Source organism: Proteocatella sp. QWL-06, from assembly GCF_058684135.1.
Window position 1 is genome coordinate 909,083 of sequence record NZ_CM178755.1, and the last position, 25,050, is coordinate 934,132.

General features: G+C 35.3%; 34 protein-coding genes. 28 read left to right on the forward strand and 6 right to left on the reverse strand.

All coding sequences use genetic code 11. The features are described 5' to 3' along the window. Positions 1-233 precede the first annotated feature (233 nt). From AC4PGZ_RS04280 to AC4PGZ_RS04300, 5 genes are all read left to right on the forward strand, one after another. Positions 234-1,172: a phospholipase D-like domain-containing protein gene (locus tag AC4PGZ_RS04280; RefSeq protein ID WP_492159812.1), complete on the forward strand. Its 939-nt coding sequence runs from the start codon at positions 234-236 to the stop codon at positions 1,170-1,172. 153 nt (positions 1,173-1,325) lie between these two features. Beyond that, positions 1,326-2,780 carry an IS6 family transposase gene (locus tag AC4PGZ_RS04285; protein WP_492157960.1) on the forward strand — a complete coding sequence of 485 codons (1,455 nt, stop codon included), beginning with the start codon at positions 1,326-1,328 and terminating at the stop codon, positions 2,778-2,780. Positions 2,781-3,052: 272 nt separating this feature from the next. Continuing rightward, the gene (locus AC4PGZ_RS04290) at positions 3,053-5,266 is read left to right on the forward strand and encodes a helicase-related protein (RefSeq protein WP_492159813.1); all 2,214 of its coding nucleotides are present in this window, start codon (positions 3,053-3,055) and stop codon (positions 5,264-5,266) included. Between the two features lie 6 nt (positions 5,267-5,272). Beyond that, the gene (locus AC4PGZ_RS04295) at positions 5,273-8,716 is read left to right on the forward strand and encodes an Eco57I restriction-modification methylase domain-containing protein (RefSeq protein WP_492159814.1); all 3,444 of its coding nucleotides are present in this window, start codon (positions 5,273-5,275) and stop codon (positions 8,714-8,716) included. A 14-nt stretch (positions 8,717-8,730) separates the two neighbouring features. Beyond that, a complete protein-coding gene (locus AC4PGZ_RS04300; RefSeq protein WP_492159815.1) occupies positions 8,731-8,952 on the forward strand; it encodes a YdbC family protein in 222 nt (73 codons plus the stop codon). A gap of 208 nt (positions 8,953-9,160) precedes the next feature. Here AC4PGZ_RS04300 and AC4PGZ_RS04305 read toward each other — a convergent pair whose 3' ends face one another. The 5 genes from AC4PGZ_RS04305 to AC4PGZ_RS04325 form a co-directional block, all read right to left on the reverse strand. Further along, positions 9,161-10,282: a tyrosine-type recombinase/integrase gene (locus tag AC4PGZ_RS04305; RefSeq protein ID WP_492159816.1), complete on the reverse strand. Its 1,122-nt coding sequence runs from the start codon at positions 10,280-10,282 to the stop codon at positions 9,161-9,163. Between the two features lie 474 nt (positions 10,283-10,756). After that, positions 10,757-11,731: an exonuclease domain-containing protein gene (locus tag AC4PGZ_RS04310; RefSeq protein ID WP_492159817.1), complete on the reverse strand. Its 975-nt coding sequence runs from the start codon at positions 11,729-11,731 to the stop codon at positions 10,757-10,759. Between the two features lie 24 nt (positions 11,732-11,755). Then, the gene (locus AC4PGZ_RS04315; protein ID WP_492159818.1) at positions 11,756-12,172 is read right to left on the reverse strand and encodes an ImmA/IrrE family metallo-endopeptidase; all 417 of its coding nucleotides are present in this window, start codon (positions 12,170-12,172) and stop codon (positions 11,756-11,758) included. Positions 12,173-12,217: 45 nt separating this feature from the next. Next, on the reverse strand, positions 12,218-13,039 hold the full coding sequence (gene dinD / locus AC4PGZ_RS04320) for a DNA damage-inducible protein D (RefSeq protein WP_492159819.1): 822 nt from the start codon (positions 13,037-13,039) through the stop codon (positions 12,218-12,220). A gap of 14 nt (positions 13,040-13,053) precedes the next feature. Then, positions 13,054-13,470: a helix-turn-helix domain-containing protein gene (locus tag AC4PGZ_RS04325; protein ID WP_492159820.1), complete on the reverse strand. Its 417-nt coding sequence runs from the start codon at positions 13,468-13,470 to the stop codon at positions 13,054-13,056. A gap of 157 nt (positions 13,471-13,627) precedes the next feature. On the opposite strand from AC4PGZ_RS04325, the gene AC4PGZ_RS04330 reads away from it, so the two are divergent. After that, the gene (locus AC4PGZ_RS04330; RefSeq protein WP_492159821.1) at positions 13,628-13,819 is read left to right on the forward strand and encodes a helix-turn-helix transcriptional regulator; all 192 of its coding nucleotides are present in this window, start codon (positions 13,628-13,630) and stop codon (positions 13,817-13,819) included. A 122-nt stretch (positions 13,820-13,941) separates the two neighbouring features. Next, positions 13,942-14,082 (forward strand): hypothetical protein, encoded by a 141-nt coding sequence (locus AC4PGZ_RS04335; RefSeq protein ID WP_492159822.1) that lies wholly within the window; start codon positions 13,942-13,944, stop codon positions 14,080-14,082. Positions 14,083-14,258: 176 nt separating this feature from the next. Here AC4PGZ_RS04335 and AC4PGZ_RS04340 read toward each other — a convergent pair whose 3' ends face one another. Beyond that, positions 14,259-15,083: a DUF4393 domain-containing protein gene (locus AC4PGZ_RS04340; RefSeq protein WP_492159823.1), complete on the reverse strand. Its 825-nt coding sequence runs from the start codon at positions 15,081-15,083 to the stop codon at positions 14,259-14,261. A gap of 85 nt (positions 15,084-15,168) precedes the next feature. Here AC4PGZ_RS04340 and AC4PGZ_RS04345 point away from each other — a divergent pair, with 85 nt between their 5' ends. The 21 genes from AC4PGZ_RS04345 to AC4PGZ_RS04445 all read left to right on the forward strand — a co-directional run bounded on the left by AC4PGZ_RS04345 (position 15,169) and on the right by AC4PGZ_RS04445 (position 25,038). Further along, positions 15,169-15,375, forward strand: a complete 207-nt coding sequence (locus tag AC4PGZ_RS04345; protein WP_492159824.1) for a hypothetical protein — start codon at positions 15,169-15,171, stop codon at positions 15,373-15,375. 23 nt (positions 15,376-15,398) lie between these two features. Beyond that, positions 15,399-15,656, forward strand: a complete 258-nt coding sequence (locus tag AC4PGZ_RS04350; protein ID WP_492159825.1) for a hypothetical protein — start codon at positions 15,399-15,401, stop codon at positions 15,654-15,656. Beyond that, positions 15,646-15,807 (forward strand): hypothetical protein, encoded by a 162-nt coding sequence (locus tag AC4PGZ_RS04355; RefSeq protein ID WP_492159826.1) that lies wholly within the window; start codon positions 15,646-15,648, stop codon positions 15,805-15,807. Before AC4PGZ_RS04350 ends, AC4PGZ_RS04355 begins: the two co-directional genes overlap by 11 nt. After that, positions 15,808-16,236, forward strand: coding sequence for a helix-turn-helix domain-containing protein (locus AC4PGZ_RS04360; RefSeq protein WP_492159827.1), 429 nt, complete (start codon positions 15,808-15,810; stop codon positions 16,234-16,236). Positions 16,237-16,247: 11 nt separating this feature from the next. Further along, a complete protein-coding gene (locus tag AC4PGZ_RS04365; RefSeq protein WP_492159828.1) occupies positions 16,248-16,445 on the forward strand; it encodes a hypothetical protein in 198 nt (65 codons plus the stop codon). Positions 16,446-16,463: 18 nt separating this feature from the next. Beyond that, positions 16,464-16,652 (forward strand): hypothetical protein, encoded by a 189-nt coding sequence (locus tag AC4PGZ_RS04370; RefSeq protein WP_492159829.1) that lies wholly within the window; start codon positions 16,464-16,466, stop codon positions 16,650-16,652. A gap of 11 nt (positions 16,653-16,663) precedes the next feature. Next, positions 16,664-17,782, forward strand: coding sequence for a hypothetical protein (locus AC4PGZ_RS04375; protein WP_492159830.1), 1,119 nt, complete (start codon positions 16,664-16,666; stop codon positions 17,780-17,782). 174 nt (positions 17,783-17,956) lie between these two features. Further along, positions 17,957-18,268, forward strand: a complete 312-nt coding sequence (locus AC4PGZ_RS04380; protein ID WP_492159831.1) for a hypothetical protein — start codon at positions 17,957-17,959, stop codon at positions 18,266-18,268. 11 nt (positions 18,269-18,279) lie between these two features. Beyond that, a complete protein-coding gene (locus AC4PGZ_RS04385; protein ID WP_492159832.1) occupies positions 18,280-18,585 on the forward strand; it encodes a hypothetical protein in 306 nt (101 codons plus the stop codon). Positions 18,586-18,587: 2 nt separating this feature from the next. Then, positions 18,588-19,004 carry a hypothetical protein gene (locus tag AC4PGZ_RS04390; protein WP_492159833.1) on the forward strand — a complete coding sequence of 139 codons (417 nt, stop codon included), beginning with the start codon at positions 18,588-18,590 and terminating at the stop codon, positions 19,002-19,004. Positions 19,005-19,006: 2 nt separating this feature from the next. Next, entirely contained in the window at positions 19,007-19,297 is a 291-nt protein-coding gene (locus AC4PGZ_RS04395) for a hypothetical protein (RefSeq protein ID WP_492159834.1), read from the forward strand. Position 19,298: 1 nt separating this feature from the next. After that, positions 19,299-19,628 (forward strand): hypothetical protein, encoded by a 330-nt coding sequence (locus AC4PGZ_RS04400; RefSeq protein WP_492159835.1) that lies wholly within the window; start codon positions 19,299-19,301, stop codon positions 19,626-19,628. 2 nt (positions 19,629-19,630) lie between these two features. After that, positions 19,631-20,011, forward strand: a complete 381-nt coding sequence (locus AC4PGZ_RS04405; RefSeq protein ID WP_492159836.1) for a single-stranded DNA-binding protein — start codon at positions 19,631-19,633, stop codon at positions 20,009-20,011. Positions 20,012-20,076: 65 nt separating this feature from the next. Continuing rightward, positions 20,077-20,247 (forward strand): hypothetical protein, encoded by a 171-nt coding sequence (locus tag AC4PGZ_RS04410; RefSeq protein WP_492159837.1) that lies wholly within the window; start codon positions 20,077-20,079, stop codon positions 20,245-20,247. 17 nt (positions 20,248-20,264) lie between these two features. Further along, entirely contained in the window at positions 20,265-20,648 is a 384-nt protein-coding gene (locus AC4PGZ_RS04415; RefSeq protein WP_492159838.1) for a hypothetical protein, read from the forward strand. A gap of 8 nt (positions 20,649-20,656) precedes the next feature. Then, positions 20,657-20,926, forward strand: a complete 270-nt coding sequence (locus tag AC4PGZ_RS04420; protein WP_492159839.1) for a hypothetical protein — start codon at positions 20,657-20,659, stop codon at positions 20,924-20,926. A gap of 62 nt (positions 20,927-20,988) precedes the next feature. After that, positions 20,989-21,393: a DUF1492 domain-containing protein gene (locus tag AC4PGZ_RS04425; protein ID WP_492159840.1), complete on the forward strand. Its 405-nt coding sequence runs from the start codon at positions 20,989-20,991 to the stop codon at positions 21,391-21,393. A 170-nt stretch (positions 21,394-21,563) separates the two neighbouring features. Further along, entirely contained in the window at positions 21,564-22,121 is a 558-nt protein-coding gene (locus AC4PGZ_RS04430) for a site-specific integrase (protein WP_492159841.1), read from the forward strand. A gap of 139 nt (positions 22,122-22,260) precedes the next feature. Continuing rightward, positions 22,261-22,716 (forward strand): hypothetical protein, encoded by a 456-nt coding sequence (locus AC4PGZ_RS04435; protein ID WP_492159842.1) that lies wholly within the window; start codon positions 22,261-22,263, stop codon positions 22,714-22,716. 95 nt (positions 22,717-22,811) lie between these two features. Continuing rightward, positions 22,812-23,285 (forward strand): phage terminase small subunit P27 family, encoded by a 474-nt coding sequence (locus tag AC4PGZ_RS04440; RefSeq protein ID WP_492159843.1) that lies wholly within the window; start codon positions 22,812-22,814, stop codon positions 23,283-23,285. Positions 23,286-23,295: 10 nt separating this feature from the next. Next, positions 23,296-25,038 (forward strand): terminase large subunit, encoded by a 1,743-nt coding sequence (locus AC4PGZ_RS04445; protein WP_492159844.1) that lies wholly within the window; start codon positions 23,296-23,298, stop codon positions 25,036-25,038. Positions 25,039-25,050: the final 12 nt, after the last annotated feature.

A 25,050-nucleotide genomic window follows, 5' to 3' on the forward strand; every position in this document is an offset into this window, starting at 1 on the left:
AGCAGCCAATTGGCACCTTGATAATATAATACAATGTAACAAACTTTTACGCAATTAAAGAAATAGAAAGATAATTTATTTTATAAAGATCATCGACAATTTATAAGTGGGTATGTCTATTTATATACAGAAGATTTTGCGACTAATAGAGATGTTAAAATAAGATTTATACTGTATAATAGAATTATATTTAATTATTATTTAGCTATTAAAAAAGCAGGGGGTATTAATTAATGACTCATAATGATTTGACATTTTTTACAAATGAACCAGACCGAAATCTTTACGAGAGATTCAGCAACATACTGAAAAGTAATACACAATATTTTGATATATTAGTAGGCTACTTCAGGACAAGCGGCTTCTTCAGAATGTATGAGGCTATGGAAAATCTTGATAAAATAAGAATACTGGTAGGATTGAATGTAGACAGAAGAACTGTTGAAATAATCAAAGAATCAGATTCAGAATCACATTTATCACAAAAAGAAGCTAAAGAATTGTATTCTGACAGCGTTGAAAGAGAATTCGCTTCATCAGACGATGCTATGGATATTGAAAAAGGGGTAAGAACTTTTATTGAATGGTTAAAATCTGAAAAACTTGAAATTAGAATATATACAGAATCGCCGATACACGCAAAAGTTTACATAATGAGAAAGAATATGGAAATAGTTCCAGATATGTATGGAAGCGTAATAACAGGATCGAGCAATTTCTCAGAAGCAGGACTTAAAAACAATCTTGAATTTAACGTTGAACTCAAAGACAGCAGAGATGTTGATTTTGCGCTCAAAAAATTTGAAGAACTATGGGCAAAAGGTGTAGACATAAAAGATTCTTATATAGATACAATAGAGGGCAGAACCTGGTTAAAAAGTGATATAACTCCATATGAACTCTATTTGAAGACGATATATGAGTATTTTAAAGAAGAAATAAATGCGGATAAAAATGCAGCTATAGAAAGACTGCTGCCTGATGGATATATGAAACTTCAATACCAGCTTGATGCAGTTACGCAGGCCAAAAAGATACTGGATAGCTACGGAGGAGTATTTATTTCTGACGTTGTAGGGCTTGGGAAAACATATATATGTGCTTTGCTTGCAAAAAGTCTGAAAAAAGGGCACAACAAGCTCATAATATGTCCTCCGGTACTTGTTGGGTAGTGTAAAGTTTTACACCCCTATTTTATTTAATATTGCTATATATTCAAAGGTTTTCACTGTTTTTTTAAATAAAAAAACAATGACCCCCCATTTTCTGATATAATTTGAGTTCCAACACAACAAATAAAACAGAAAGGCAAGGGTGCCATTGTTATGTCTCAAATTATAACTCATTTACTACATGTAATTCAATACCAAAATCAACAAATTCGATTTTTAGTACTATTTATTTCAAAATATATTCCATTAGGTCAGTGGGCGCATGACGATACCCACTCACCAAAATATCAAAAATTCAAGACAGACCAACTTCCAATAATCCAGCCATTCATCAAACAGGACTGGCAGTTTCTTCTGTCATACTACGAATCGAAATATCAGAAGAAGATAAAACCAGTTCAGCGCAGGAACGGAAGAACCATACCAGAAGAAATATCATGTCCAGTATGCAATGCTCCGCATCACTATATTTACGATAACAACGGAGACAACGGCCAGTACCAGTGCAAGATATGCAGCCAGACATTTTCCACCGGAAAAAGAGTTACCAAACCATTAAAACTCAAATGCCCTCATTGCAGTCACAGCCTTGTCCCTAAAAGAGACAGGACCTTTTTTAGCATACATAAATGCACCAATCAAAAGTGCAAGTACTATCTCAACAACCTGAAAAAAGTAGATCCGGAAAACCTAGATAAAAAAGAAAAATACAAATACAAACTCCATTACATCTACCGGGAATTCACCGTAGATTTCTTTGAGATGGATTTAAAATCCCTTCCAAAGAACTCATCCTCACTGAAGTTTAGAAAACAAAACGCACATATCATGTCCCTGTGCCTTACATTTCATGTTAATCTTGGACTCTCATTACGAAAAACAGCCCAGGCCCTTGAAGATCTTTACGGAATAAGGATCTCCCACACAATGGTATCCAACTACTGCAGAACAGCTGCGCTTTTAATCAAGCCATTCATAGATAGCTACCCTTACGAAAAATCAGAAACATTTATCGCCGATGAAACCTACATAAAAGTACGAGGCATCAAAGGATACATCTGGTTTATCATGGATGCCGCTTCAAAATCAGTGATAGGCTACCAGGTATCAGCAAGCAGAAGCGTAGGCCCATGCATACTGGCCATGAGAAAAGCCTTCAGAGGAATCCACAAAGTAACAGACAACTTCAAGTTCATAGCAGACGGGTACAGTGCCTATCCACTCGCCGCACAGCAGTTTTCCCTTCAGGAAAACCCCCTGGAATTTGACATCACACAGGTCATTGGGCTTGCAAACGATGATGCAGTATCAAAAGAATACAGACCATACAAGCAAGTAGTAGAGAGATTAAACAGAACCTTCAAAGAAACATACAGATGCACCTGCGGCTACGACAATTTTGAAGGAGCAAATTACTCCGTGTCACTGTGGGTAGCCTACTACAACTTTCTGAGAAGACACTCCAGATTTAACAATCAGGTATTAAATACACACGAAATGCTTGATAAAGCAGAAAACATGCCCGGAAAATGGCAGCTGCTAATCTACCTTGGGCAACAAAGCATACTGAAAATGCAGGAAGAAGCCAAAGAGAATCAAGCCAGTTGACCATCAAAATCAATACATTGATTTTGGCTTGCCCTTGAAATTGAGAAAAATGATGCTAAACTAAAAATCCAATCCCACACAAAAGAGAAACAGCATTATTTTTTGAAAATTCAAGGGTGGTTAAGATCCTTTTGTTGTGCAAAAAAAACCGAATTCAGGTGCTTCGCACATCATTATATTTTAAAGATCGGATACAAAATCTGGCAATCCTTTTAAATCGCTTTTTCATAACGAACTTTACACTACCACTTGTTGATTACTGGGAAGAAGTAATGAAGGAGTTTGATGTCGTTGCAGATGTAGTATCACTGGGAAAAATAGACAGAATAGCTGACAATGCGCAGAAACTTGACAGATATGAATATGTATTCGTTGATGAAGTTCACAGATTCAGAAACAGTGATACAGATGGATATGGTTATCTTCATCAGATATGTAAAGACAAAAAAGTTATTCTGGTTTCAGCAACACCAATAAACAATTATTCAAGTGATATAGAAAATCAGATATATCTATTTCAGCAAAAGCATAACAGTACCATAATTCCAAATATAAAAAACCTTGAATCATTTTTTGCAAAAATGAATACCGAACTCAATAAACAAAAGAAGGGCTCTAAATCATATAAAGAAGTTCTTAAAAGAAACTCTGAAAACATACGAGATCAGGTTCTCAGAAGCATAATGATCAGGCGTACCAGAAAAGAAATTATTGAATACTATGAAGATGACTTAAACAAACAGGGACTCAAGTTTCCAAAACTCGGGGCCCCTGAACAGATAATATATACATTTGATAAAAATGTAGATGATGTTTTTGGAGAAACAATAGCGGCGATAAGGACTCTTCAATATTCAAGATATACTCCGCTGCTTTATCTGAAAGATAATAAAAAATACGCATCAATACTGATTTCTCAGCAAAACATGAGCGGATTTATGAAAGCAATTCTTGTGAAGAGACTTGAAAGCAGCTTTTATGCTTTCAAAATGACTCTTTCCAGATTTATTGATTCATATGAAAAATTCATCTCTATGTATAAAACTGGCGACATATATGTAAGCAAAAAAGTAAATGTGTATGATCTGCTCGATAATGGAGATGATGCCAAACTGATGAGACTTGTTGATGAAGAAAAGGTATATCATTTCAAAGCCGATGCGTTCAAGTCAACATTTCTTCCTGCTCTCGAATATGACCTTGCCATTATGAAACAGCTAAAAGAACACTGGGACGAAATAACTGAAGATCCAAAACTCGATGAATTCAAAAAGCAGTTACAGACAGACAGCATACTGCAAAAGTCAAAGATAATAATATTTACAGAGTCCAAAGAAACAGCAGGTTATCTAAGGAGAAACCTGGAAGACATTTACGGAGATCGACTAACTCATTTCAGCGGCGAGAGCAGTGAATATCACAAGATGGATATTGAATACAGCTTTAATCCTAAATATGAAGATCTGAATAAAGACAAATATGATATCCTTATAACTACAGATGTTCTGGCAGAGGGAATCAACCTCCACAGAGCAAATTTGTTAATAAACTATGATCTGCCTTGGAATCCAACCAAGATAATGCAAAGAGGCGGACGTATAAACAGAGTTGGGAGCAAGCATGATAATATCTATATGTATAATTTTTTCCCGACTTCACAGACCGACATGCAGCTCCCTATGAAAGACAGGATAGTAACAAAGCTGCAACTTTTTCATGACACTTTAGGGGAGGATTTTAAATATCTCTCAGATGACGAAGAGGTTAGCTCACACAAATTATATGATGATTTGACAAAAACTCCTGATGAGGATGACGAAAGCATGAATCCAGAACTGGCATATCTTGCTGAGATAAGGCGAGTAAGAGATAATGAGCCAGAATTGTTTGAAAAGGTAAAGAAACTGCCTTTAAAAGCAAAAACAGCAAAAATGTATCCTGTTATTAAAACTGACAGCACGATAACCTTTATCAGAAAAGGAGCATTGAAGAAATTCTTTATAACAGATAAGAACACCAGAGAAATATCATTTATGACTGCAGCAAATCATATAAAATCAGATAAGAATGAAAAAAGATATAGCATTGAAAGCGACTATTTCAGTCATCTGGAAAAAAACAAAAATGCATTTGATGATGCTCTGACACAGGATATCGAAATTGTGACTGAAAAAACCGGAGCAAAAGGCAATGATGCAAAAATAATAAAATATCTTAAAGCACTTCAAAAAAGTAAAATTCTGACAGATGTAGAAGATTCATATATTGTAAGGATGCTTGGTCTCTGGGAGAATGGTGAAATCCCAAGTGGAATAAGCAAGCAGATAATAAAAGACCTCAAGAATGTCGAAGATGAAGTAGAAGTTTACAATGTTATAATGAATGGTGTACCTGCTGCATATTTTGCAGAAAGCAGACGAAATATTAAAAAATCAAGAGAAGAAAAACAAATAATCCTTTCAATGTATTTAAAAAGTGAGGTTTAATATATTATGGACGCAAGAAAACAATTTTTCAAAGATACACTTGAAAAACCCTTTGAAATATCTCAATTTACAAAATTTACAACAGAATTTTTCAATAATTTGGATATAGTTAGACCTGACAAATTTGTGAATGATTCAAAAAAATGGTCAGAATTCAGCTACCATATAGAAGGGTACTATCATATTGCAAATTTTTCTGGTGAGGACAGAGCAAAGATTGCAGTGTTTGCAGTAGAACTCAAAAGTCATAAGACTGTCGAAAATGCACGCAGCATGCAGAGAAACTTTGTAAAAAAGCTTATGGATGCGGCTGGGATTGACGGAGCAATAGCGGCATTTTACACAAAAGGAGAAGGCAAGTGGAGACTGTCATTCATTAGACTGGATTATGAATTTGCAAAAGGTAAAATCACCGAGAAACTTACACCTGCAAAAAGATATTCATATCTAGTGGGAGAACTGGAGCCGTGCCATACTGCGGAGGAAAGACTTTATCCAATATTTATGGATGATCATGTAAATCCGACTTTGGATCAGATTGAAGAGGCATTCAGCGTTGAAAAGGTAACCAAGGCATTTTTTGAGAACTATAGAAAAAAATATATCGAACTCAAAGAACATCTAGAGTCAAATGAAGATTTTATGCACGAAGCAGAGCGTCTCAACTTCACAAGTGAACAATTTTCAAAAAAACTCATGGGTCAGCTTGCATTCCTTTATTTTATCCAGAAAAAAGGCTGGCTTGGAGTAAATGCGTTTCCTGAAACACTGACCCAAAAGCAGTATAATGATGCACTGTATTTTAAAGGAAAAATAACAAAAGAGATTATTCCTGCGGTATACAGACAGACCGGAGAAGATCAGTATACAAGAATAAGTGGAAAGATGATTGAGGAATATGAGGTAAGCAAACAGGAAGTACTCGCAGCAGCTCTGAAAGGTCAGTCCTGGGGTACTGGTCCAAGAGATTTTTTAAGAAAGATGTACGAGAATTGCCACAAAAAGAATCTTAATTTTTTTGATGATTATCTTGAGCCACTTTTTTATGAAGCATTAAACGAGCAGCGAGGAGATATAGGATATTACAATAAGCTGAAATGCAAAGTGCCATTTTTGAACGGAGGCCTTTTTGAACCTCTTGACAATTATGACTGGAACCACAATGATTTTGATATTCCAAACGAGATGTTCTCAAACATTGATTTAAAAGGAAAAGAAGATGCAGATGGAATACTGGATATTTTTGACAGATATAACTTTACGATGAACGAAGATGAACCTCTCGAAAAAGAAGTAGCAGTAGATCCCGAGATGCTTGGAAAGATATTCGAAAACCTTCTGGATGTAAAAGACAGGAAATCAAAGGGAGCATTTTACACTCCAAGAGAGATAGTTCACTATATGTGTCAGGAGAGTCTTGCAAACCACATTTCAAATGAAACGGGGATCTCCTATGATGCCATAAAAGATTTTATTGTCTACGGCGAGTTCATGAAAGATCAGGATACAAATGTAAACGCCAGAAACGGAGATTCAGAGCTGTTTATTTCAACTGAGATACTGGACATAAAAAATAATATAAACAGATTGAAAGATGTGGATGATGCACTGGCAAATATAAGAGTGGCAGACCCGGCAGTAGGATCAGGAGCATTTCCTTTGGGTATGCTGTCTGAGATAGTAAGAGCAAGAAAAAATATAACGGAATATATGGTAATGATTATAAATGATAAGTTCAAATCCAGAATGCTATACGAAATAGACCGTCATCCTTTGAATCTGAAGTATCACACTATAAAAAACTCAATATTTGCAGTAGATATAGACCCTTCAGCAGTAGATATAACAAAACTCAGACTTTGGCTTTCACTTGTGGTAGATCAGGAAACGGACGAAAATGCAGTTGATGATGGTATGCACGCAGTAACCAGAAATCCGAGACCTCTGCCAAACCTTGATTGCAATATAAGATGTGGAAACAGCCTTATTGACGAGCTTGATGGAGCAAAGCTTATAAATGAAAGCGACTTGTTTGGAAACAGAGATTATCAGATTTCGGTGGGTCAGAATCAGTACGATTCGTTACTTTCAAGGCTGTTTGAAGCACAGGACAGACTTTTTTATGAAAAAAATCATTCAGAAAAAGAACAGATAAAACGATCTATCAGATCAATAATTGATAATATTGTATTACTGAACCTTGGAGAGGGAATAAATCCTGCAATAGTTGGAAAATATAACGAAGTAAAAAATCAACCGTCCCCGCCATTCTTTCTATGGCAGCTTGAGTTTGCAAGAGTGTTTAAGGAAAAAGGCGGGTTTGATGTAGTAATTGGTAATCCTCCTTATGTACAAATAAAGAAAGGTGTTGTGAGCTCTGTTAGATTTCCATATTCAGAAGGTAGAGACAAAGGAAAACAAAACCTTTATAAAGTTTTTATTGAAAATTCATATAACATTAGCAAGAAAAGTGGTCTTACGTGTTTAATTGTACAGAGTAGTCTAATGTGTGATCTATCTTCAACTTACACACGAGAACTTCTTTTGAAGAATAGCAAAATTTGTAAAATTATTGAATTTCCAAAAAAATCTACAGATGAAGGTGGTCAGGTCTTTGAATCTGTTTTACAAGGAACATGTATTTGTATTTTCAAAAATCACATTCAGGAAAATAATAGTTTTGAACTATCAGTTGGAAATAATGTTAATACCATAAGCCACTTATTGTTTGAAAAAATTAATCAAGATTATATATTTGAGTTATATCCCGAAACGCTATATTTCCCTTTAATAAGTAAGGGGGAGTTCGAGATTATGGAGAAAATCAAAAAAAAATCAAAACCTCTAAGCGATTTTACTTTATCAATAACTCAAGGAGATTTGAATTTGACGTCATCTAAACATAGATATTCTAATAATAAAACCTCAGTAAAGTTACTTAGAGGTCGAAATGTTGGTAGATACAGGATATTATGGGAAAGTCAAGAGTATGTAGATGAGGACTTTCTAATTGATAAGGTTAATAAAAACAGTGAAAATGTTTATTTGGTTGGCCAAGAAATAACAGGAACTATGGATAAGTGGAGGTTACATTTTGCATTAACTGAATTAAAAGAGAAATATCTTTTTGGACATACTGCAAATAAAATTTTACTTAGAGATAGTTCATATAACCTTTTAGTATTAGGAGTTCTGAATTCTAAATTAGAAGATTGGTTCTTTAGAAAGACATCTACAAATAATCATGTTATGGGATATGAATTAATGCAGCTACCTATTCCAATATTTGATAAAAAAGTTAAGTTTGAATTTAATTCGATTGTATCTGAAGTCATAAATAGCAGAAAAAATAATAAAGAAATTGATTATTTAAATGAAAAATTGAATAAAATATTATATGAATATTACGGTTTTAGTAAATATGAAATAAGCATGATTGAAGGAAATTAGGAGAGAGACTGAATATGGCGGATATAAAATATGAAATAACTGAAGAAATTGGGATATTATCAGAGAGCGCAAAAGGTTGGACCAAGGAGCTTAATTTAATCAGCTGGAATGATAGAGAGCCAAAGTATGACATCAGGGAATGGGCTCCGCATCATGAAAAAATGGGTAAGGGAGTAACCTTGTCAATCGAAGAGGCAAAAGCACTGAAAGCTTTACTGAACTCAATAGATATCTAAAGACAAAAAATGCACACAGGAAGTTGAATTATCATTCACTTCTTGTGTGCTGAAATTTTGTATTTTAATATTTATGCTAAACCTTACACATTGAATCTGAACAGCACAACGTATATGTTTATTTTTAAAGTTAAAGCTGTTGATAGAACTTAATTACAATGAAGTTAGTGTTTTGCGTGTGTGCAGTAAATGTGCAGTAGATTTCAGATTATACAAAATCATCTATCTTTATAATGTGCTCTTCCTGGTGTTCTTTAAGTACATGAGAGTAAATATTCAATGTAGTAACGATACTTTTATGGCCAAGCATCTGGCTTACTACCTTAGGAGTTACACCCTTTTCGAGCATTCTCGTAGCAAAGGTATGTCTAAGGCCATGCAGGTTGATATGATCAATGCCGGCTGCATCACAAATTTTCATGAATTTAGTTCTCAGATTTGCCGTTGTCCGAAAATTATAGTTACTACTCGGAAACACCAAGTTAAGATAATTCATATCATTTTTGAACTGCAGCTGTGATTCAAGTATAGCATACATCTTATCGCTGATAGCCAATTCTCTTATTGAATTCTCCGTCTTAGGGTAGTCCTTGAACTTTGGGTTGCCTGACACTTCAATCATTATTTTTTGAATTTTTATAGACCTGTTATCCATATCGACATAATCCCAAGTCAAGCCAAGTGCCTCGCCAATCCGGAGACCGGTTCCAAGCAGAAATATGAACAAATAGTTGTATTGGTCATTATAGCAGTAATCAACAAGTTTCTTCTGATTTCCAACAGAAAGAGCCTCGATAGACTTAGCCTCTCTCATTTTGTGTAATACAACACCTTCGCAAGGATTTCGTGCAATAATGCCTTTTTTAACAGCTAACTTTAATGCAAGTCCAAACTTTGTCTTAACCTGATTCATCGTGTTACGAGATAGCTCGCCAGACTGGAATTGCTTGGTAAATATTTCCTGTATTAAGTCAGTTGTAAGCTCAGACAAATAATAATCGCCAAAGTTAGGCAATATATGGATCCTGAATAGACGCTCATAAAGCTGGAAGGATGTTTCTGAAAGGTTCGGCCTTGCTTCAGTATCCATATAAAATTCTATCCATTTAGATACGGTATATGAATCAGCCTTAACTATATCCATGATACCCATATCAGCTTTTATTTTATCTAATTTTTTAGACACATCAAGCTTTCTTTTTCCGCTTACAGATTTCCTGATTACATTACCATTATCGTCCTTGCCTATAGTTATCTGAGCTCGCCAGGTCCCTTTGTCAGTCTGGTATATAGTACCTTCACCATTCGCCTTTGTTCTTTTTTTTGCCATAATATTACCTCGTATTTATGTGTCAATTACATATGTATATTTTTTTTCCACGCATATTTGGGTTCAATTGAACCCTTTTAATTATAGTGATTTACGTTCAGCAAATTCCGGATTATATGATTTACATACGATCTGCGGGTCAGCTTTTAATTTTATTCTAAATTTATAGCAGTATGATGGTAGATATTGATCGAAGCCGGGATAATTATAAAATACTTTATCTCTAAATTTCTTGCAATATTTACACTCCATACATTTTATTCTTGGACCATGTTTTTTACGAAGTTCTTTTTCGAGTATAGTATATTGTTTTCCTAGACGTACATTTTGAATAAAAGATATAATAATCTCGCCGACAAACATTAAACAAATTAAAATTACAAAAAAAGTTAAAATATACATTAATAAATTTTCCAAGAAATCACCACCCTTCAAACTGATTATGTAATTTCAATTCCGAATTTATTAATAAAATTATAACATATCATAAAAAACATTCTCTGATATAATTTGAAGATCATGACCTTCCAGGATGAGTTTCTCAGCCTTTTTTTGCTTTATGCTTTTGCCATCCTTAATAGTTGCACAATAATCATTGTTTCCCAATATTAAAAAATTTGTTTTTTTAGTAACTGAATCTCCACAAATACCACCTAAATCAGCTACAGTCTGCATAGCATCTTTTCTAAGCATTTTTTCTAAAGTTCCAGTAAAAACGCAAACTTTTCCATAAATTGGGTGAGAATCGTCAAATGTAGAAGCATTTGCACATATATCCGCTGCTTTGTACGATGATTTAGGTTTAAATTCATATTCCAAATCAATACTATTTTTACATACATAATCTTTTATATTTTCGTAAATTTGATATGTATAGTTACAGTCTCCCAGAGCTCTATGGAATCCTCTCTTTTCAAGATTAAAATTTCTTATAAGTGTATTTAATTTATGGTTATTAAAGTCCGGAAATAGTTTTCGTGATATCCTCATTGTATCTATAAAGTTATTTGTGAATGGCTTATTAAAAATTAACATTGATTTATCATACAGAAAATTAACATCAAAATTTACATTATGTCCCAGCAGTATTGAATCTCCAACAAAATCCATGAAACCAGGTAAAGCCTCCTCGATATTAGGTGCATCTGAAACCATCTCATTGGTGATACCAGTGAGATTTATTATAAAATCACTGATTTCTTCATCAGGTTTTATCAACGAAGAGTAAGAATCAATAACAACTCCATCCTTAATTTTCATAGCACCAATTTCAATGATATCATCCCAGTAAGAATCAAGACCTGTAGTTTCTAGATCTATTACAGTATATTCATTTAAACTGGTAACCAGGCTTTTACCTTTTTGAGATCTATCAGTTCTAAACTTTTTGCCATATTCGAAATTGAATTTACCATCTTCATCTATTGAAAAGCTAATAGAAATACTCATGAAAATACCCCCTAAATCAATTTTTTACGAAATCAACATCAAATATTCCAAAGGTATACCAGTGATTTTGGCAATATCAGTAACAGTCATATTCTCAATATCATCAGAATAACCTTTTAAAATCAGATAAGCAGCGAACCTGTTTGCCTGGTTCTCAAACTTGCTTGGTAAAAAGAAAGTTGAATTCAAAAAAATCCTATTATACTCAGAATGTAAAACTGCATGTCCAAGCTCGTGCGCACAAACATTTAATTTCTCATGATCAGGTAAAATAGAATTGATTGTAATGAATTTATTTCGTTTTGAATATCTGTAAAAACCTCTAATTTCACCGAGGTCAGCATAGATCAAACTAATGTTCATTTTCTCACATATTTCAAATGGATTATATGTGTTATGTTTCTTAACTAATTTATCAACAATAAATTTTTCTTTATTCAAACAATCACCCCTTATTGAAGTATTTTTGTGCCATTATACTTACTGTTACTTGGGAAGTTTCTTTTTACTTTTGTCCCTTTCAATCTGCTTAATACTCTTGTCTGGAGTAGGCAGATCTTCTGGCATAGTACCTCCAAGTTCCTCAATTGTTTGTCTAACCTTTTTGCCAACTTCAAAATGGGCTTTATTAGCATTATTTTTACCTTGTATACCTTCTCTTCTTAGCTTTGCTTCAGCTTGAGTGGCACGAAATAAGTTAGCGGCAAGTTCTTCGCTGCTCATATGGTCCAAAATTTTTTGTGAAGGTTTTAGTCCTTTTCTGACATGTATATCTTTTGCCCCCAGGCCGCCATAAAGTCCTTGATAACCTTTATTTTGAAAAATAGCATATTCCTGTTTAGTTTCAACGCCAGCATCTTTAGCTGCATCAACAAGTGACTTATTGTGTTCAGTCAAATCTCCTCTGATCGCAAGTCTACGTTGCTCTTCAGTTAACATTGCATCTGATTCAGCTAATTCCTGCTGCCTTGTTTTTACGGCAAAATATGTTTGACCAAGGGCGATGACTTCTTTTCGAGGATCTCCATTTTGCACTATAAGATAGCAGGCATATCTGGAGAGCATATAATCATTTATTTCTTTTGAGGCACCTTTAGGCATACTTATCGTTTTGCCAACGTTGGCAAAATGTTCATCAACAGTATTGCCAGAGCTTTCGCATGATATCATTGCTTTTTCTATTACAGAAAAGAAACGTCTCCATTGTTTATATTCCAGCGCCTCTTGTAATTCTCTGGCATACCAAAATTCAATTCCTTCTTCTGTGTAATGTTTGATATTTTCAAATGTAATTTCATTGTAAGACATATGTACCCCCGTAATTATTTTCTGTACTTCTTAGGTGTATATTTTTTATTTATCTTTTTAATCATTTTTTCTTGTTGCTCAATAGCAGCAAGCAGAAGTTTTGCTGTTTCCTCATCAAGTAAATCGCCATCAAACATTAGCCCCTGGTCGTTTGATAGCTGCTCTTTCAATTTTTGCATTGTTTTTGCTATGTCTTTTTCATCTTTATCAGTAAGTATGATTTCGGAATTAGGATTATCTGTATTGCCAAGAAGATAGTCGATTGATACATCGTAAAAGTTTGCAATTACTTGCAAAGTGTCATAATCTGGACTTCTTTTTCCTGTTTCATAATTATTGTATCTTACTCTTGAAAGATTAAGCTTGTCCGCTAATTCTTGCTGAGTTATCTGTTTTGATTCTCTTAAAGACTTTAGTCTTTTAGTTAGCATTTCATCACCTCAATAATATAATACAATGTAACAAACAGTTACGCAATCTGAGAAACAAAAAGTTAATTTATTTTATAAAAACATATTGACAAGTAACACAATGTTACGTATAATCAAAATTAACAAACTGTTACATTAAGAAAGGAGGTAAATAATATTGTCAAGAACCTGGCTTAAAGAAATACGCGAAAAAAACGGAATTAATCAACAACAATTAGCTGAGATTGTTGGTACGTCGCGAGAATATATCACTATGATTGAAAATGGACAAAGAAATCCTTCTGTAAATGTTGCAAAAAAAATTGCAGAGATTTTTAATATTGAATGGACTCTTTTTTTTGATAATTAAAGTAACGAATTGTTTCTACATTATGCTTATAGATTACATCATAAGCAGCACTACCAACAGTAACCAAATCTGCATATATTCAAATATACCAGTAGCAACATTACCGAAACGGAGGAATCAAAATGAGTGAATTTGCAATAGTGATCAAATTATTAGCAGGATATCTCTTCGGAGCTTATGTACTTGGAATAATAACTCTGGCCCTGATGTGGTGGAGCGAAGGTAGAGAAGTTTCGATAGGAGAGTATTTTAAGGAATTTTGATAAATAACAGTTAAGTTGAGGAGGTGAGCTGATGAGTATATTAGAAATAAGTATAGTTATAGTAGTCAATTTCATAATATCAACTACTATAACTATTGTTTTTGTAAATGCTTTAGGGAAAAAAATGATTGACCTGTTTTTTAAACAGTTCGAATATGTTGTGGAACGGTTAGTAGCTAAGTTGTAATTGATGAAAAAAGAATACCGTAAGATGTAGGTTTGATGATTCCTTTTACAATTTCTATCTCAAAGTCCTCTAAATCAGCGGTACTACTTTTATGATTTGCAGATTCATTATAAATTTGATTATTTTCGAATATAGTGTACGAATTATCATCCGAAATTGAAGAATTATAGTCGATGCTTATTAATCCTAATCGTTCAAGATTATGGTTAGAAGCACTTATTTTAAGAGAATCGTTTTCTATATCATCAACTGAAATAATGTGGTCAATAATATCTATAACTTTTTTGTTTGTTATTAGACTTAAATTCTGGGTGTATTCATTTTTAGAAAACATATACTTTACAATAGGAATTCTATTATAGTTTTTTAAGTCTAAGTATTTAATAATTTTTGCATCAAGAGGGCTCATATTTTTAATAATATCAACAAAAGAAGGATGGACAGAATCTTTAACATCAGAATTCATTGATGAAGCTAATAGTGATGCAAACATGTCTCTTAGTTCCTCGCAGTCCATGCAATAAGAAATTGCTTGAATTGCAGGTACTGCAACATAAGGTTCCGGAGGTACTATTTTTTCGGGAGAAATATTTTCAAGCTTTATCTCAAGCAGTTTCGCTGTCTCTTTAACCTTATATTCCCTGTTAATAATCCATATTTGCAAGGGAGTTAAAGCAGCATTAATAGCTCTTGGAATTAGAGCTGTTGATTTACCAGCTTCTTGAAGTGCAGGATGGAGAGCATCATCGTAAGTTTTATTTGCTACATCTGTAATAGCATCACGCAATGGTTCTAGAGGATTAAATTCAAACATAAAGAGCTCCTTTCAGTATTTTATAAAACAATAGTATGACAAAAGAGCAGATATATCAATATCAAAATTATCATTAGGAGGGGATATGAGGTTAATAATATTAGTACTTCTTGTTCTGTGGATTCACGCACTATCGAAGTGGCTTGCGTATTCCTCATCACTTGCAGGGCTTCTTTATCACATAGTGACTACATTTGGAGAAGATGCTTTGCCAGATGATAGAAAAATGAAAGAGATCAGAGACTATGCACTAGAAAGAATGGTCAAGGAAATATTAAGAAAATATAAATAACTTTAATTCGAAAGGAGTAAGGTATGAAAATCGAAGCAGCTTTAAAAATCATGACAAAAACCATAGAGATGCTAAAAAATGAAGCAGGACTGATAGGCATTCAATATTCATTAGGTCTTGGAGAAAAAATAAAATTCCAGTGCTATGGCAAAAGCCTTCGCATGTATATAGAAAAAAACAACCTTGAATATAATTACAAGGATAACTGCAGGCTGGGATACGAAACGGAAGATTATATACTATTTGAACATGTAAGTGAGGTAACAATGGATGAATATTGATAAAAATGTGCTCTATATGCTTGATGAACTTAAAAAGCAGTATGAAGAAAGAGTAAAAACAGAGCCTCGTCATAGCGGCATTATAGAACTGGAAAACAGAATCAAAAAATATGAGGACATTATAAAAAACATTCACGATATGGAGGAATAGATGATGCAAAGAAACATATACCAGCTGTCTAGAGAGGCAGCTGGGTACACACAGGAGAAAGCTGCAGAACTTATTGGAATAAGTGTTGAAAGCCTTAGATCCTACGAACTGGACAAAAGAATACCACCGGACAGATCAGTTATAAAAATGATTGAAATATACGATTCAAGGTACCTGGCATATCAACATTTAAAAACTTCAGCAGAAGTCGGCCAGAAGTTCATGCCGGAAGTAAATCTCACAGACATATCAACAGCAATCTTGAAGCTTCAGAAAGAGGTTAATGACTTTTTGAAACTCAAGGATGACCTACTGGACATAACCTGCGATGGAGTTATATCCGAAGACGAAAAGCCAAGATGGGAAACCATACTCAAAGAACTGGATGACATTACAAATGCAATAATGAGCGTCAAGTTTGCAAAATAAAGGAGGATACCATGGATAACGCAAAAGCAACTACGGACATAGTCATATTAAACACAAATGACATTCAGAAGATATATGGACTTACGAGAGACGAAGTATATGCGATATTAAATGTTCGAGGCTGCCCAAGAATAAAGGGTGGCAACAATAAGCATTATCGAGTGATCAAGGACGAGTTTGAGAAGTTTCTAAGGGCAAGGAGAGCATAAATAAAAATAGGAGGCGATATGATGTTCAGAGATAAAGTTGAAAGTAAATTAGAGGGAAAAACATCCGAACGAGAGTACAAAATGGCAATGAAGGTTGCTACAAATGTCATAAGGCACGAATTCAAAAAGGGAGTAAAAGAAGATCACGCAGCCATGCTTGTGGCCTTCTGCATTAACAGGATGAGGACATATAAGCTTGATTATTAAAGGAGTGGAAAATGGCAACTTTTAGAAAGATTCATACAGAGTTCTGGACTGATGCAAAGGTCCTTGAAGAAATGACACCGGAGGACAGATATTTTTATCTGTATATCCTGACGAACTCACACACTACGCAGATAGGGATATACCAGATTTCGAAAAAAATCATGGGATTTGAACTTGGATATTCACCTGAGTCAATAAATTCACTGATGGACAGATTTGTAAATCATCACAAGCTGGTTAAATACAATCAAGAAACAAGAGAAATCGCAATACTTAAATGGGGTGAGTATAACCTCAACCGAGGTGGAAAACCGATGGAAGACTGTGTCAAGAAAGAACTATCGGAGGTAAAAGATATAACACTCATTCCTCTGGTAGCCGAAAATGTACCTTGCGAATCGCTGAAAAAATTATTCGATGACTATAATCAGGAATTTAAAGAAGAATGTCAAGAAAAAAACGTACCCGAATTTGAAAATTTTGAAACAGATGAAGAATGCAGTGATTTACAGGCTTTTAACGATACGTCCACGATACGTACCACGTCAAGGGGACAAGAAGAAGATAAAGAAGAAGAAGAAGATAAAGATAAAGATAAAGATATAGAGAATAAATATGATTGTTGCAAAAAATTGCAACCCGTAATCGATTCCTGGAATGATTTGAACTTGCAGAAGCTGACGAATATAAAAACAAGTTCAACCAGATACAAGCTCTTAAATTCAAGAATTAAAGAGCACGGCATAGATGGGGTTATTCAGGCAATAGACATGATTAACAAGTCAGACTTCCTGAGAGGTCAGAACAAAAACGGATGGATAGTAACCTTTGACTGGTTCATAAAGCCTAACAACTTCATAAAGGTCTTTGAGGGCAATTATACAAATATCAACAAGGCCTACGACATCAAATCCGGCAATTCAAGTGCAAGCGGAAAGAGTCCATCAAGCTTCAAACTTGCTGATCGTAATGCACAAATGGACCCTTTGGAATTAAAGATGCAGAAAAGGATGGCCGAAAAACTTGCAGCCAGGGAAGCAGCTAAAGCTGCTAATGAGGAAATCGACAATAAATCTTCTGCAGAAGAGTTTCTAAAGTCAATCAGAGAAAGAGAAGGAAATAGCATTTAGAAAGCGTATAACAATTTCAAAAATAAAAATAAACTATCCAGGGAGGTTGCATGAGAAAAAGAAATCTGACTTGCAAGAACTGCAGAAGGAAAGGTAAATGTACAGAATCAAGTCGCATGTACATATGCACATTATTCGACTATGACGGCATCTGCTGGGGGAAGGTAGAAAGACATGAGAAACGAAATAAGCAATCCAAAAACAAAATATGCACTGTATGAGGGAGATAAAATGATCTCAGTAGGCACAAGAAAAGAGATCGCCCAGGAGATGGGAGTCAAAGAAAGTGTAATCAGAATGTATGGCTGCAGGACTTATCAGAAAAAATCTGACGTAAAAGCAAATGAACCAGACGAAAGGTTCCTGGTAGTATTCAAAAGCGATATAGACTGTTTTGCTTTCTCCGGTAAGCCGGGCGAGCCATGCAGGGCACTAAAGGTAACTGAATGTGAATATGGTAAATGTGCTTTTTATAAGCCAAAGTAAAGGAGATAAAGATGGATTACGAACAGTTCAAGAAGCACCTTAAAAAATGCTCGTTTGATTCGATATGCATGTATCTATACAACGACATGTCCAGGAAAAGTGCGCTCAGGGAGATAGAACTCATAGAATACAACACAAAGTCGCAGGAGTACCTGAAGCAGACCAAAGAGCTCAATGACAAGGACGGAGAAATGGACCCGTCGGAGCCGGAGTCATATATTGAATTCATGAAGCGACATGAAGAGTGGAAGAAGCTTCAAGGCAAGCTGGACCGTCTTAACAAATGGTTCAGCGAAGGCAGAGAAAGAGAGGAATAAGAATGCCAGAATTCATATCACAAGAAGAACGAAAAGCAAGAAAAGAGCATACATGCAACTATTGCGGAGAAAAGATAGAAAAAGGCGAGACATATAGGTCCGCATTCTTGAAGGACGGAGGAGGCGTTTACCAGTGGAAAGGGCATCTTCGTTGCAATTTTATAGCAATAGAGCTATGGAGATATATTGATCCAGATGATGGGATGCAAGCAGAGGATTTCCAGGGAGGTTGTTCGGAATTCTGCTATACCTTTGTTTGTCCAGATTGCGAGCACTATAAGAACGAAGAATGCACACAAGATAAGCCATACTGCCTTGACAAGATTGCGGAGATTTTAAAAGAAAACAAACTCGTCAAAGAGAAAGGGGAATATTCCCACCAGATATGGAAACTTGTACCGAGAGAGAGGAAGAAGTAGAGATGAAAAATTATAGCGTAACGAATACTCAGATAGACGACATGAAGCACACGATAGGATTCAAGAATCGAAATATAAGGGGTACGAAACACAGAAGATATGAAGCATACAGAAATTACTATTCCACCAAAGAAGGGTGCGAAGACTTTGAGCAACTTGTAGATTTATGCGACAAAGGACTCATGATTTCAAGGCAAGATGGAACATACGGATGGCTTTTTCATCTATCTCCTGAAGGCTTTAGATTCTTATCAGACATTACCGGAGTTAATATAACAGAAAGCGAGGACTAACATGAGAAGCTATTTAGATATAATAATAGACTTGAAAGACGGCAAGAAAGTTAGTTATGAAGAGGCTAGGCTTGCAACATTAGTTGGAAGCTACATGCTACAAAGTGCGGAAAGGCAAATAATAAAATTAACAGGATATGCCACTAACGAACAAAAGTCTGACTTGCAATCTTTGAGTGCGATAATGGCCTATGAGGGAAATTTCAAAGGAAGAAAGCTACCAGTTGATGAATATCTCGGAAGTTTTCATCCAGATGCAGAAGGAAGACAAAAAGAGAGAGAATTGCATCAAAAAATATTTGAAAAATTCATAAAAGAAAGCGAGGAATAACCATGAATTTAGCAATACTAATCGGCAGGCTTACAAGGGATCCTGAACTCAGATACATTCCCTCAACAGGAAAACCGGTAGCAACATTCAATATAGCTGTGGATAGGACCTTTATCGGAAAGGATGGCCAAAAACAGACAGACTTTTTCAATATAGTGGTTTGGGGCAAAATTGCAGAGAACTGTGCCAACTACTTGGCAAAAGGTAGACTGGTTGGGATTAAAGGTCAGATACAAAACAGGACATACGATGATATGGACGGTGCCAAGAGATATATAACTGAGATTATAGCTGACCAGGTACAGTTCCTCGAAAAATCTCAGTCAAAGAGCCAATACGTAGAGGACATAGGCCAGGAAGCTGCAGCGGTATTCTCACCTTAAAGTGAAAATCCTTACAAGCAGTTCAACTACTATGAACCAGGATTCTAAACAGGGAGGAGAAGCTAATGAATTTGTCGAACAGGTATGCCTACAGCGACCCAACTGCGAATGAGGCCATCCAAAACATTATGACTCAGGAAAACAGAAAGCGTCGCCTGGCTGAGATAAACAAGAAAGCTGAAGCTAGGTGGCTGAGATCTCAAATGAAAAATGGTAAACGAAAGATACTTGTATAATAAGAATGGAGAATCTAATGAATAAGAGAATAGCTAAGAAATCAGGAAATAGAGTCACAAAATCATCACTAAACAAAGAGAACATTCGATTAAAAAAGCAAATACTTATGTTAGACCAAATGATATCAGAATCTGTGAAAGTAAATCATGGTCTTGAAAAGTCAATTGATAGGAAAACAGAAGAAATACTTAGACTTCAGGACAATGTAGTTCAATTAGGATATATAAACACTGCATCATCAAATGCAATAGAACAGTTCAAAAAACAGCTGATTATAGGTGATTCAATAATTGATAAGAAAGAAGAAAAGATACTGACCCTGCAGGAAGAGATATACCGCCTTAAAAGCGAAATTGAAGAAAGAGCGAATATGGGATTTTTCAAAAGGTTATTTGCATAGGAGATCATATGAATGAAAAAGAAGTATATTTAGCAGCATTAAGCTATTTTGGGATTGAGAGTCAGACAACAATGGTATTTGAAGAAATGGCAGAGCTTCAGAAGGAATTATGCAAGGCGCTAAGAGGAACCCTTTCTCTTAAGAATATTGCAGAAGAGATAGCGGATGTTGAAATAATGCTTGAACAGATGAAAGAGTATTATTCACTTCATGATTTTGTGAGAGACAGTAAGGAATATAAGATTAAAAGGCTTGAAAAAATACTAAAAGAAATATAAAAATTGCAATCCTGGGTGTGTTTTGGCATCCAGGATAATGCATTTTTACTACAGGAGGATCTATGACGATTGAAGAAAAGAAAGAGTATTTAAAGAGTTATCAGAGTTTGGCTAGAGAGATTGAGCAAAAACAATTTAGTCTTTCAAATCTTATTGACAGCAGGGACAGGATTACAACAATACTTAGTGATATGCCAAGAGGTGGCGGCAATAAAGATAGAAGCATGATATCTGATGAAATAATAGATTTACAAAAAGATTTACAGGAGAAGCTAAAAGCAGCAATGGCGCTTAGAATAGATATTAAAAGCAAGATAGATGAAGTTGATGATATAGACAGAAGAATAGTTTTAAGTTATCGGTACATAGATAACCTCAAGTTTGATGATATAGCAGATAGGATGAATTTTTCAGTACGTTCAGTGTTCTACCTGCATGACAAAGGAATTAAAGATATAAAAATATAACATTGCAGTATATTGCAGTAAAAAAAATGATATTATGATAGTGTGAAATAGCAGGGAGAAATCTCTGCTTTTTTCATGCAACAAACTAGGTGATAAGGGAAAACTATATCCGAATTGCGAGGGCAGCAACGGCAGGGGTGGGTGCCAGGGATAAATGAAAGGTGGTGAGAATGATGAATGTAGTTGAGCCGATAAGAGATATAGACTTGCTGGAAGACATTGCAAGGTACTTTGATGCGACTTCTCCAAGAAATAAACTGATGTTCCTGCTTGGGATATATTCCGGGCTTAGAATATCAGATATTTTGAAATTGAAAGTAAAAGATGTAAAGAACAAGAGCACGATATCAATCAGAGAGCAGAAGACAGGCAAGCAAAAGATATTTGCGGTTAATCCATACCTGAGGACCGCTCTTCATAACTATATAGAGAATTATGAAATGGACATGGACGCATACTTGATTAAGCGTCAGGGCAAGCATAATAAGCCTATCAGCAGAGACATGGCATACAAGATTATGAGAGAAGCTGCAGACTTCTTTGGATTACAGAACATAGGAACGCATACGCTTCGCAAGACATTTGGTTATCATTTCTATCAGCAGACTAAGGATGTGGTTACATTGCAAAAGATATTCAATCATTCAGATCCATCAATTACGCTAAATTATATCGGCTTGCAACAGGCCGAAATGAACAAAAAAATCAATGATTTTAAGCTTTTTTGAATTTAATTATTCATATTGAGAAAATGTAGATAAGGTATTTTATAAATAGCATGTAAGGCTTATATAGAGTGAGGCTTGAGACTTGCCGGAAACTATACAAAATATAAGATATGAATAATTTAGTGTAAAGGAGTAGGACTTGACAGCGTTGAAAAAGCTTTGTCCGAAGTGTAATTTTAGAATGGTGCCAATTTCTTCAAAATATTGTGAGGTATGTTCAATAAATGCTGCGGAAGAAAAGAAGACCATTGTTAAACATTACGATAAGCATCTGAGAAATAAAAAGGCAAAGTCATTTTATAATTCTGCTGAGTGGTTAAAAATCAGAGCGGTGGTATTGAGGATGTATTATGAGCTTGATATTTATGATTACTATGTCAACAATAAAATATCTAAGGCTAATACAGTCCATCATATAGAAGAATTGTCTGAAGCCTGGGAGAAGAGACTGGACATAGATAATTTATTTCCAATAACAAGCAAGAACCACAATAAGATTGATGCACTGTACAATACAGACAAGAAAGCAGCACAAAATATGCTCAGGGAACTAAGAAGTAGATTTATAAATGAATTTGGAGTGGGGGGTGTCTGAAAAGTTTTGGAAGACACTGACCAAGACCGCATGTCCCATAATCTCTGGAGAAAATGCCAGAAATGAAAATTTCCAGGGCGAGAGGAGGTGAGAAAATGGCAGGAAGACCAAGAAAAAAAGTTGAACTTTCGACAGGCAAGATTGGAAAGGACAAAATTAAGAACAGAAAGGAGATTGAAGATAAATTAAGGCTGGAAAGAAATGAGCTGCTGGTTCCTGAGTGGATGAACGAAGATCCTATTGCGAAGGGAGAATTTTTGAGAGTAGTAAAAGAGGCCGGCAAGATAAATCTGTTAGACAACCTTGACTTGTCGGTATTAGCAGTTTATTCAAAAGCATATTCCAATTATGTAAAAGCAACTATTGAAATTGATAGAAATGGCATGACTGTTCTCGACAGTAATGATGTTGAAAAGGTGAGCCCTTATGTAAGTGCACAGGAAAAATACGTTAAGCAAATATTCTCCTGTAGTACAAAGCTTGGACTTGCAACAACTGATAGACTTAAACTTGTTGTTCCTACCAATACGGAAAACGAAGTTAACAAGTTTCTAAAATACTTAAGCTAGGGGTGATTAGTTGGCAAGGATTAGAGACAGGACAACAGCCTTTGCAAAGCTTGTAGTTGCGGGCAAGAAGATAGCTGGAGAATCTGAAATCCTTGCATGCAGAAGACATTTAGAAGATGTGAAAAGAAGTAAGAGCAGAGGCTTTGATTATAAGTTTGATGTAGGAGAAGCTGAAAAGGCTATTGATATTGCAAATGAATTAAAAATAGGTGAAGGCGAAGAGATACAAGATTTAAATACTAAAGGTTTCCAAGAGTTCATAATTGGATCACTTCATGGATGGAAACAGAAGCGGACTGGATACAGAAGGTTTCGAGAGGCCTACATCCAGATAGCCAGGCAGAATGGCAAGTCATTACTTGGTGGAGCTGAAGCGGTAAACTTCTCTACCTTCTCAGGCTATAACGAAGGCCGCATATTCTGCGCTGCTACGAAGCAGGACCAGGCAAACATAGTATGGGATGAGGTCCGAAAGTTTATTCAGACGGATCCTGAACTGGACAGGCTGTATAAGATAACTCCATCTGTTTATAATATAAAATCTCTTGTGACTGGTACTGTGATAAAGAGTATTGGCCGGGATACTAAATCCATTGACGGATTAAGAAGTATTCTTGCTATACCAGATGAGCTGCATGCACACAAGGATAATCAGATGTACAAGCTGCTTCTTGGCGGACAACGTAAAGTGGATAATTCGCTTATCTTGGCCATAACAACAGCAGGATTTAATCTGAATAGTTTTTGTTATGAACATTATCAGTTTTGCAAAAAGGTACTTAGAGGACTTGTTGAAAAGGAATCTTTGTTTATATTCATAACTGAGATGGATGAAGATGATGACATATGGGATTATAAAAACTGGGCCAAGGCAAATCCGTTATTGCTGTTCAACGATGACTATTCCATCAACATGGAAGAAGTTAAGAAGATGGCCGAAGTTGCTGTTGAAGCAAGAGAAAAAGGTGGAAATGATCTCGTAGACTTCATAACAAAATGGCTAAACAGATGGGTTACTTTTAAAGGTGGAGCACTTGTAGATTTAGAGAAATTCAAGCTTTGCGAGTGTGATTTAACTCTTGAGGATATGAGAGGAAGGCCATGTTACCTTGGTATTGACCTTTCATCAGGAGGAGACTTGACGAGTATTGCGCTTATATTTCCGCTTGAGGATGAGAAGATATATATTTATTCTCAAAGTTTCATGCCGGAGTTAAGACTTATGGAACATGAGAAAACAGATGATGTACCATACAGGCTATGGGCGAATGATGGACTCATGACACTCACAACGGGAGCTTTTGGAATCAAGACAGATTACAAATTTATTGTTAATCATCTAAAGAATATCATTGATACTTACAATGTCGAGGTACTTGAATGTGGTTATGACAACCATAATGCAAGTGCTTTTTTAGTTGATTTGGACTTCCTTGATTGTGATTTGACAGAGGTTGTGCAATCTGCGAAAAGCTTGAATGATGCGACTGTTGATTTTCAGCTTGCTGTCAAGGCAACGCAGGTTTTATATAACAAGAAAAATGCTTTGCTTGTATGGTCAATTGCAAATGCCAGCACTGTAAAAAACAGTTTCGGAGAGATTAAAATTGACAAGCAGGCGCAACAAAACAGGATAGACCCTGTGGATGCAATAATAGATGGATGGAAACTGATGATGTTAAAGAGGCTTCCTGGTTACTGCGTTGAAAATGAGGTTGATGATTACATGAATCTTATGAAAAAAGGAAAATAGAGAGGAGGTGAA

Coding starts and splice junctions, on each gene's coding strand:
- dinD (WP_492159819.1), bottom strand. CDS start 13,039: ATGTCTTACAATGAAATTACATTTGAAAATATCAAACATTACACAGAA.
- AC4PGZ_RS04385 (WP_492159832.1), top strand. CDS start 18,280: ATGGATTACGAACAGTTCAAGAAGCACCTTAAAAAATGCTCGTTTGAT.
- AC4PGZ_RS04340 (WP_492159823.1), bottom strand. CDS start 15,083: ATGTTTGAATTTAATCCTCTAGAACCATTGCGTGATGCTATTACAGAT.
- AC4PGZ_RS04370 (WP_492159829.1), top strand. CDS start 16,464: ATGATGTTCAGAGATAAAGTTGAAAGTAAATTAGAGGGAAAAACATCC.
- AC4PGZ_RS04380 (WP_492159831.1), top strand. CDS start 17,957: ATGAGAAACGAAATAAGCAATCCAAAAACAAAATATGCACTGTATGAG.
- AC4PGZ_RS04310 (WP_492159817.1), bottom strand. CDS start 11,731: ATGAGTATTTCTATTAGCTTTTCAATAGATGAAGATGGTAAATTCAAT.
- AC4PGZ_RS04430 (WP_492159841.1), top strand. CDS start 21,564: ATGATGAATGTAGTTGAGCCGATAAGAGATATAGACTTGCTGGAAGAC.
- AC4PGZ_RS04285 (WP_492157960.1), top strand. CDS start 1,326: ATGTCTCAAATTATAACTCATTTACTACATGTAATTCAATACCAAAAT.
- AC4PGZ_RS04420 (WP_492159839.1), top strand. CDS start 20,657: ATGAATGAAAAAGAAGTATATTTAGCAGCATTAAGCTATTTTGGGATT.
- AC4PGZ_RS04440 (WP_492159843.1), top strand. CDS start 22,812: ATGGCAGGAAGACCAAGAAAAAAAGTTGAACTTTCGACAGGCAAGATT.
- AC4PGZ_RS04425 (WP_492159840.1), top strand. CDS start 20,989: ATGACGATTGAAGAAAAGAAAGAGTATTTAAAGAGTTATCAGAGTTTG.
- AC4PGZ_RS04345 (WP_492159824.1), top strand. CDS start 15,169: ATGAGGTTAATAATATTAGTACTTCTTGTTCTGTGGATTCACGCACTA.
- AC4PGZ_RS04390 (WP_492159833.1), top strand. CDS start 18,588: ATGCCAGAATTCATATCACAAGAAGAACGAAAAGCAAGAAAAGAGCAT.
- AC4PGZ_RS04410 (WP_492159837.1), top strand. CDS start 20,077: ATGAATTTGTCGAACAGGTATGCCTACAGCGACCCAACTGCGAATGAG.
- AC4PGZ_RS04355 (WP_492159826.1), top strand. CDS start 15,646: ATGAATATTGATAAAAATGTGCTCTATATGCTTGATGAACTTAAAAAG.
- AC4PGZ_RS04360 (WP_492159827.1), top strand. CDS start 15,808: ATGATGCAAAGAAACATATACCAGCTGTCTAGAGAGGCAGCTGGGTAC.
- AC4PGZ_RS04395 (WP_492159834.1), top strand. CDS start 19,007: ATGAAAAATTATAGCGTAACGAATACTCAGATAGACGACATGAAGCAC.
- AC4PGZ_RS04405 (WP_492159836.1), top strand. CDS start 19,631: ATGAATTTAGCAATACTAATCGGCAGGCTTACAAGGGATCCTGAACTC.
- AC4PGZ_RS04280 (WP_492159812.1), top strand. CDS start 234: ATGACTCATAATGATTTGACATTTTTTACAAATGAACCAGACCGAAAT.
- AC4PGZ_RS04365 (WP_492159828.1), top strand. CDS start 16,248: ATGGATAACGCAAAAGCAACTACGGACATAGTCATATTAAACACAAAT.
- AC4PGZ_RS04350 (WP_492159825.1), top strand. CDS start 15,399: ATGAAAATCGAAGCAGCTTTAAAAATCATGACAAAAACCATAGAGATG.
- AC4PGZ_RS04290 (WP_492159813.1), top strand. CDS start 3,053: ATGAAGGAGTTTGATGTCGTTGCAGATGTAGTATCACTGGGAAAAATA.
- AC4PGZ_RS04325 (WP_492159820.1), bottom strand. CDS start 13,470: ATGCTAACTAAAAGACTAAAGTCTTTAAGAGAATCAAAACAGATAACT.
- AC4PGZ_RS04400 (WP_492159835.1), top strand. CDS start 19,299: ATGAGAAGCTATTTAGATATAATAATAGACTTGAAAGACGGCAAGAAA.
- AC4PGZ_RS04295 (WP_492159814.1), top strand. CDS start 5,273: ATGGACGCAAGAAAACAATTTTTCAAAGATACACTTGAAAAACCCTTT.
- AC4PGZ_RS04375 (WP_492159830.1), top strand. CDS start 16,664: ATGGCAACTTTTAGAAAGATTCATACAGAGTTCTGGACTGATGCAAAG.
- AC4PGZ_RS04300 (WP_492159815.1), top strand. CDS start 8,731: ATGGCGGATATAAAATATGAAATAACTGAAGAAATTGGGATATTATCA.
- AC4PGZ_RS04335 (WP_492159822.1), top strand. CDS start 13,942: ATGAGTGAATTTGCAATAGTGATCAAATTATTAGCAGGATATCTCTTC.
- AC4PGZ_RS04415 (WP_492159838.1), top strand. CDS start 20,265: ATGAATAAGAGAATAGCTAAGAAATCAGGAAATAGAGTCACAAAATCA.
- AC4PGZ_RS04305 (WP_492159816.1), bottom strand. CDS start 10,282: ATGGCAAAAAAAAGAACAAAGGCGAATGGTGAAGGTACTATATACCAG.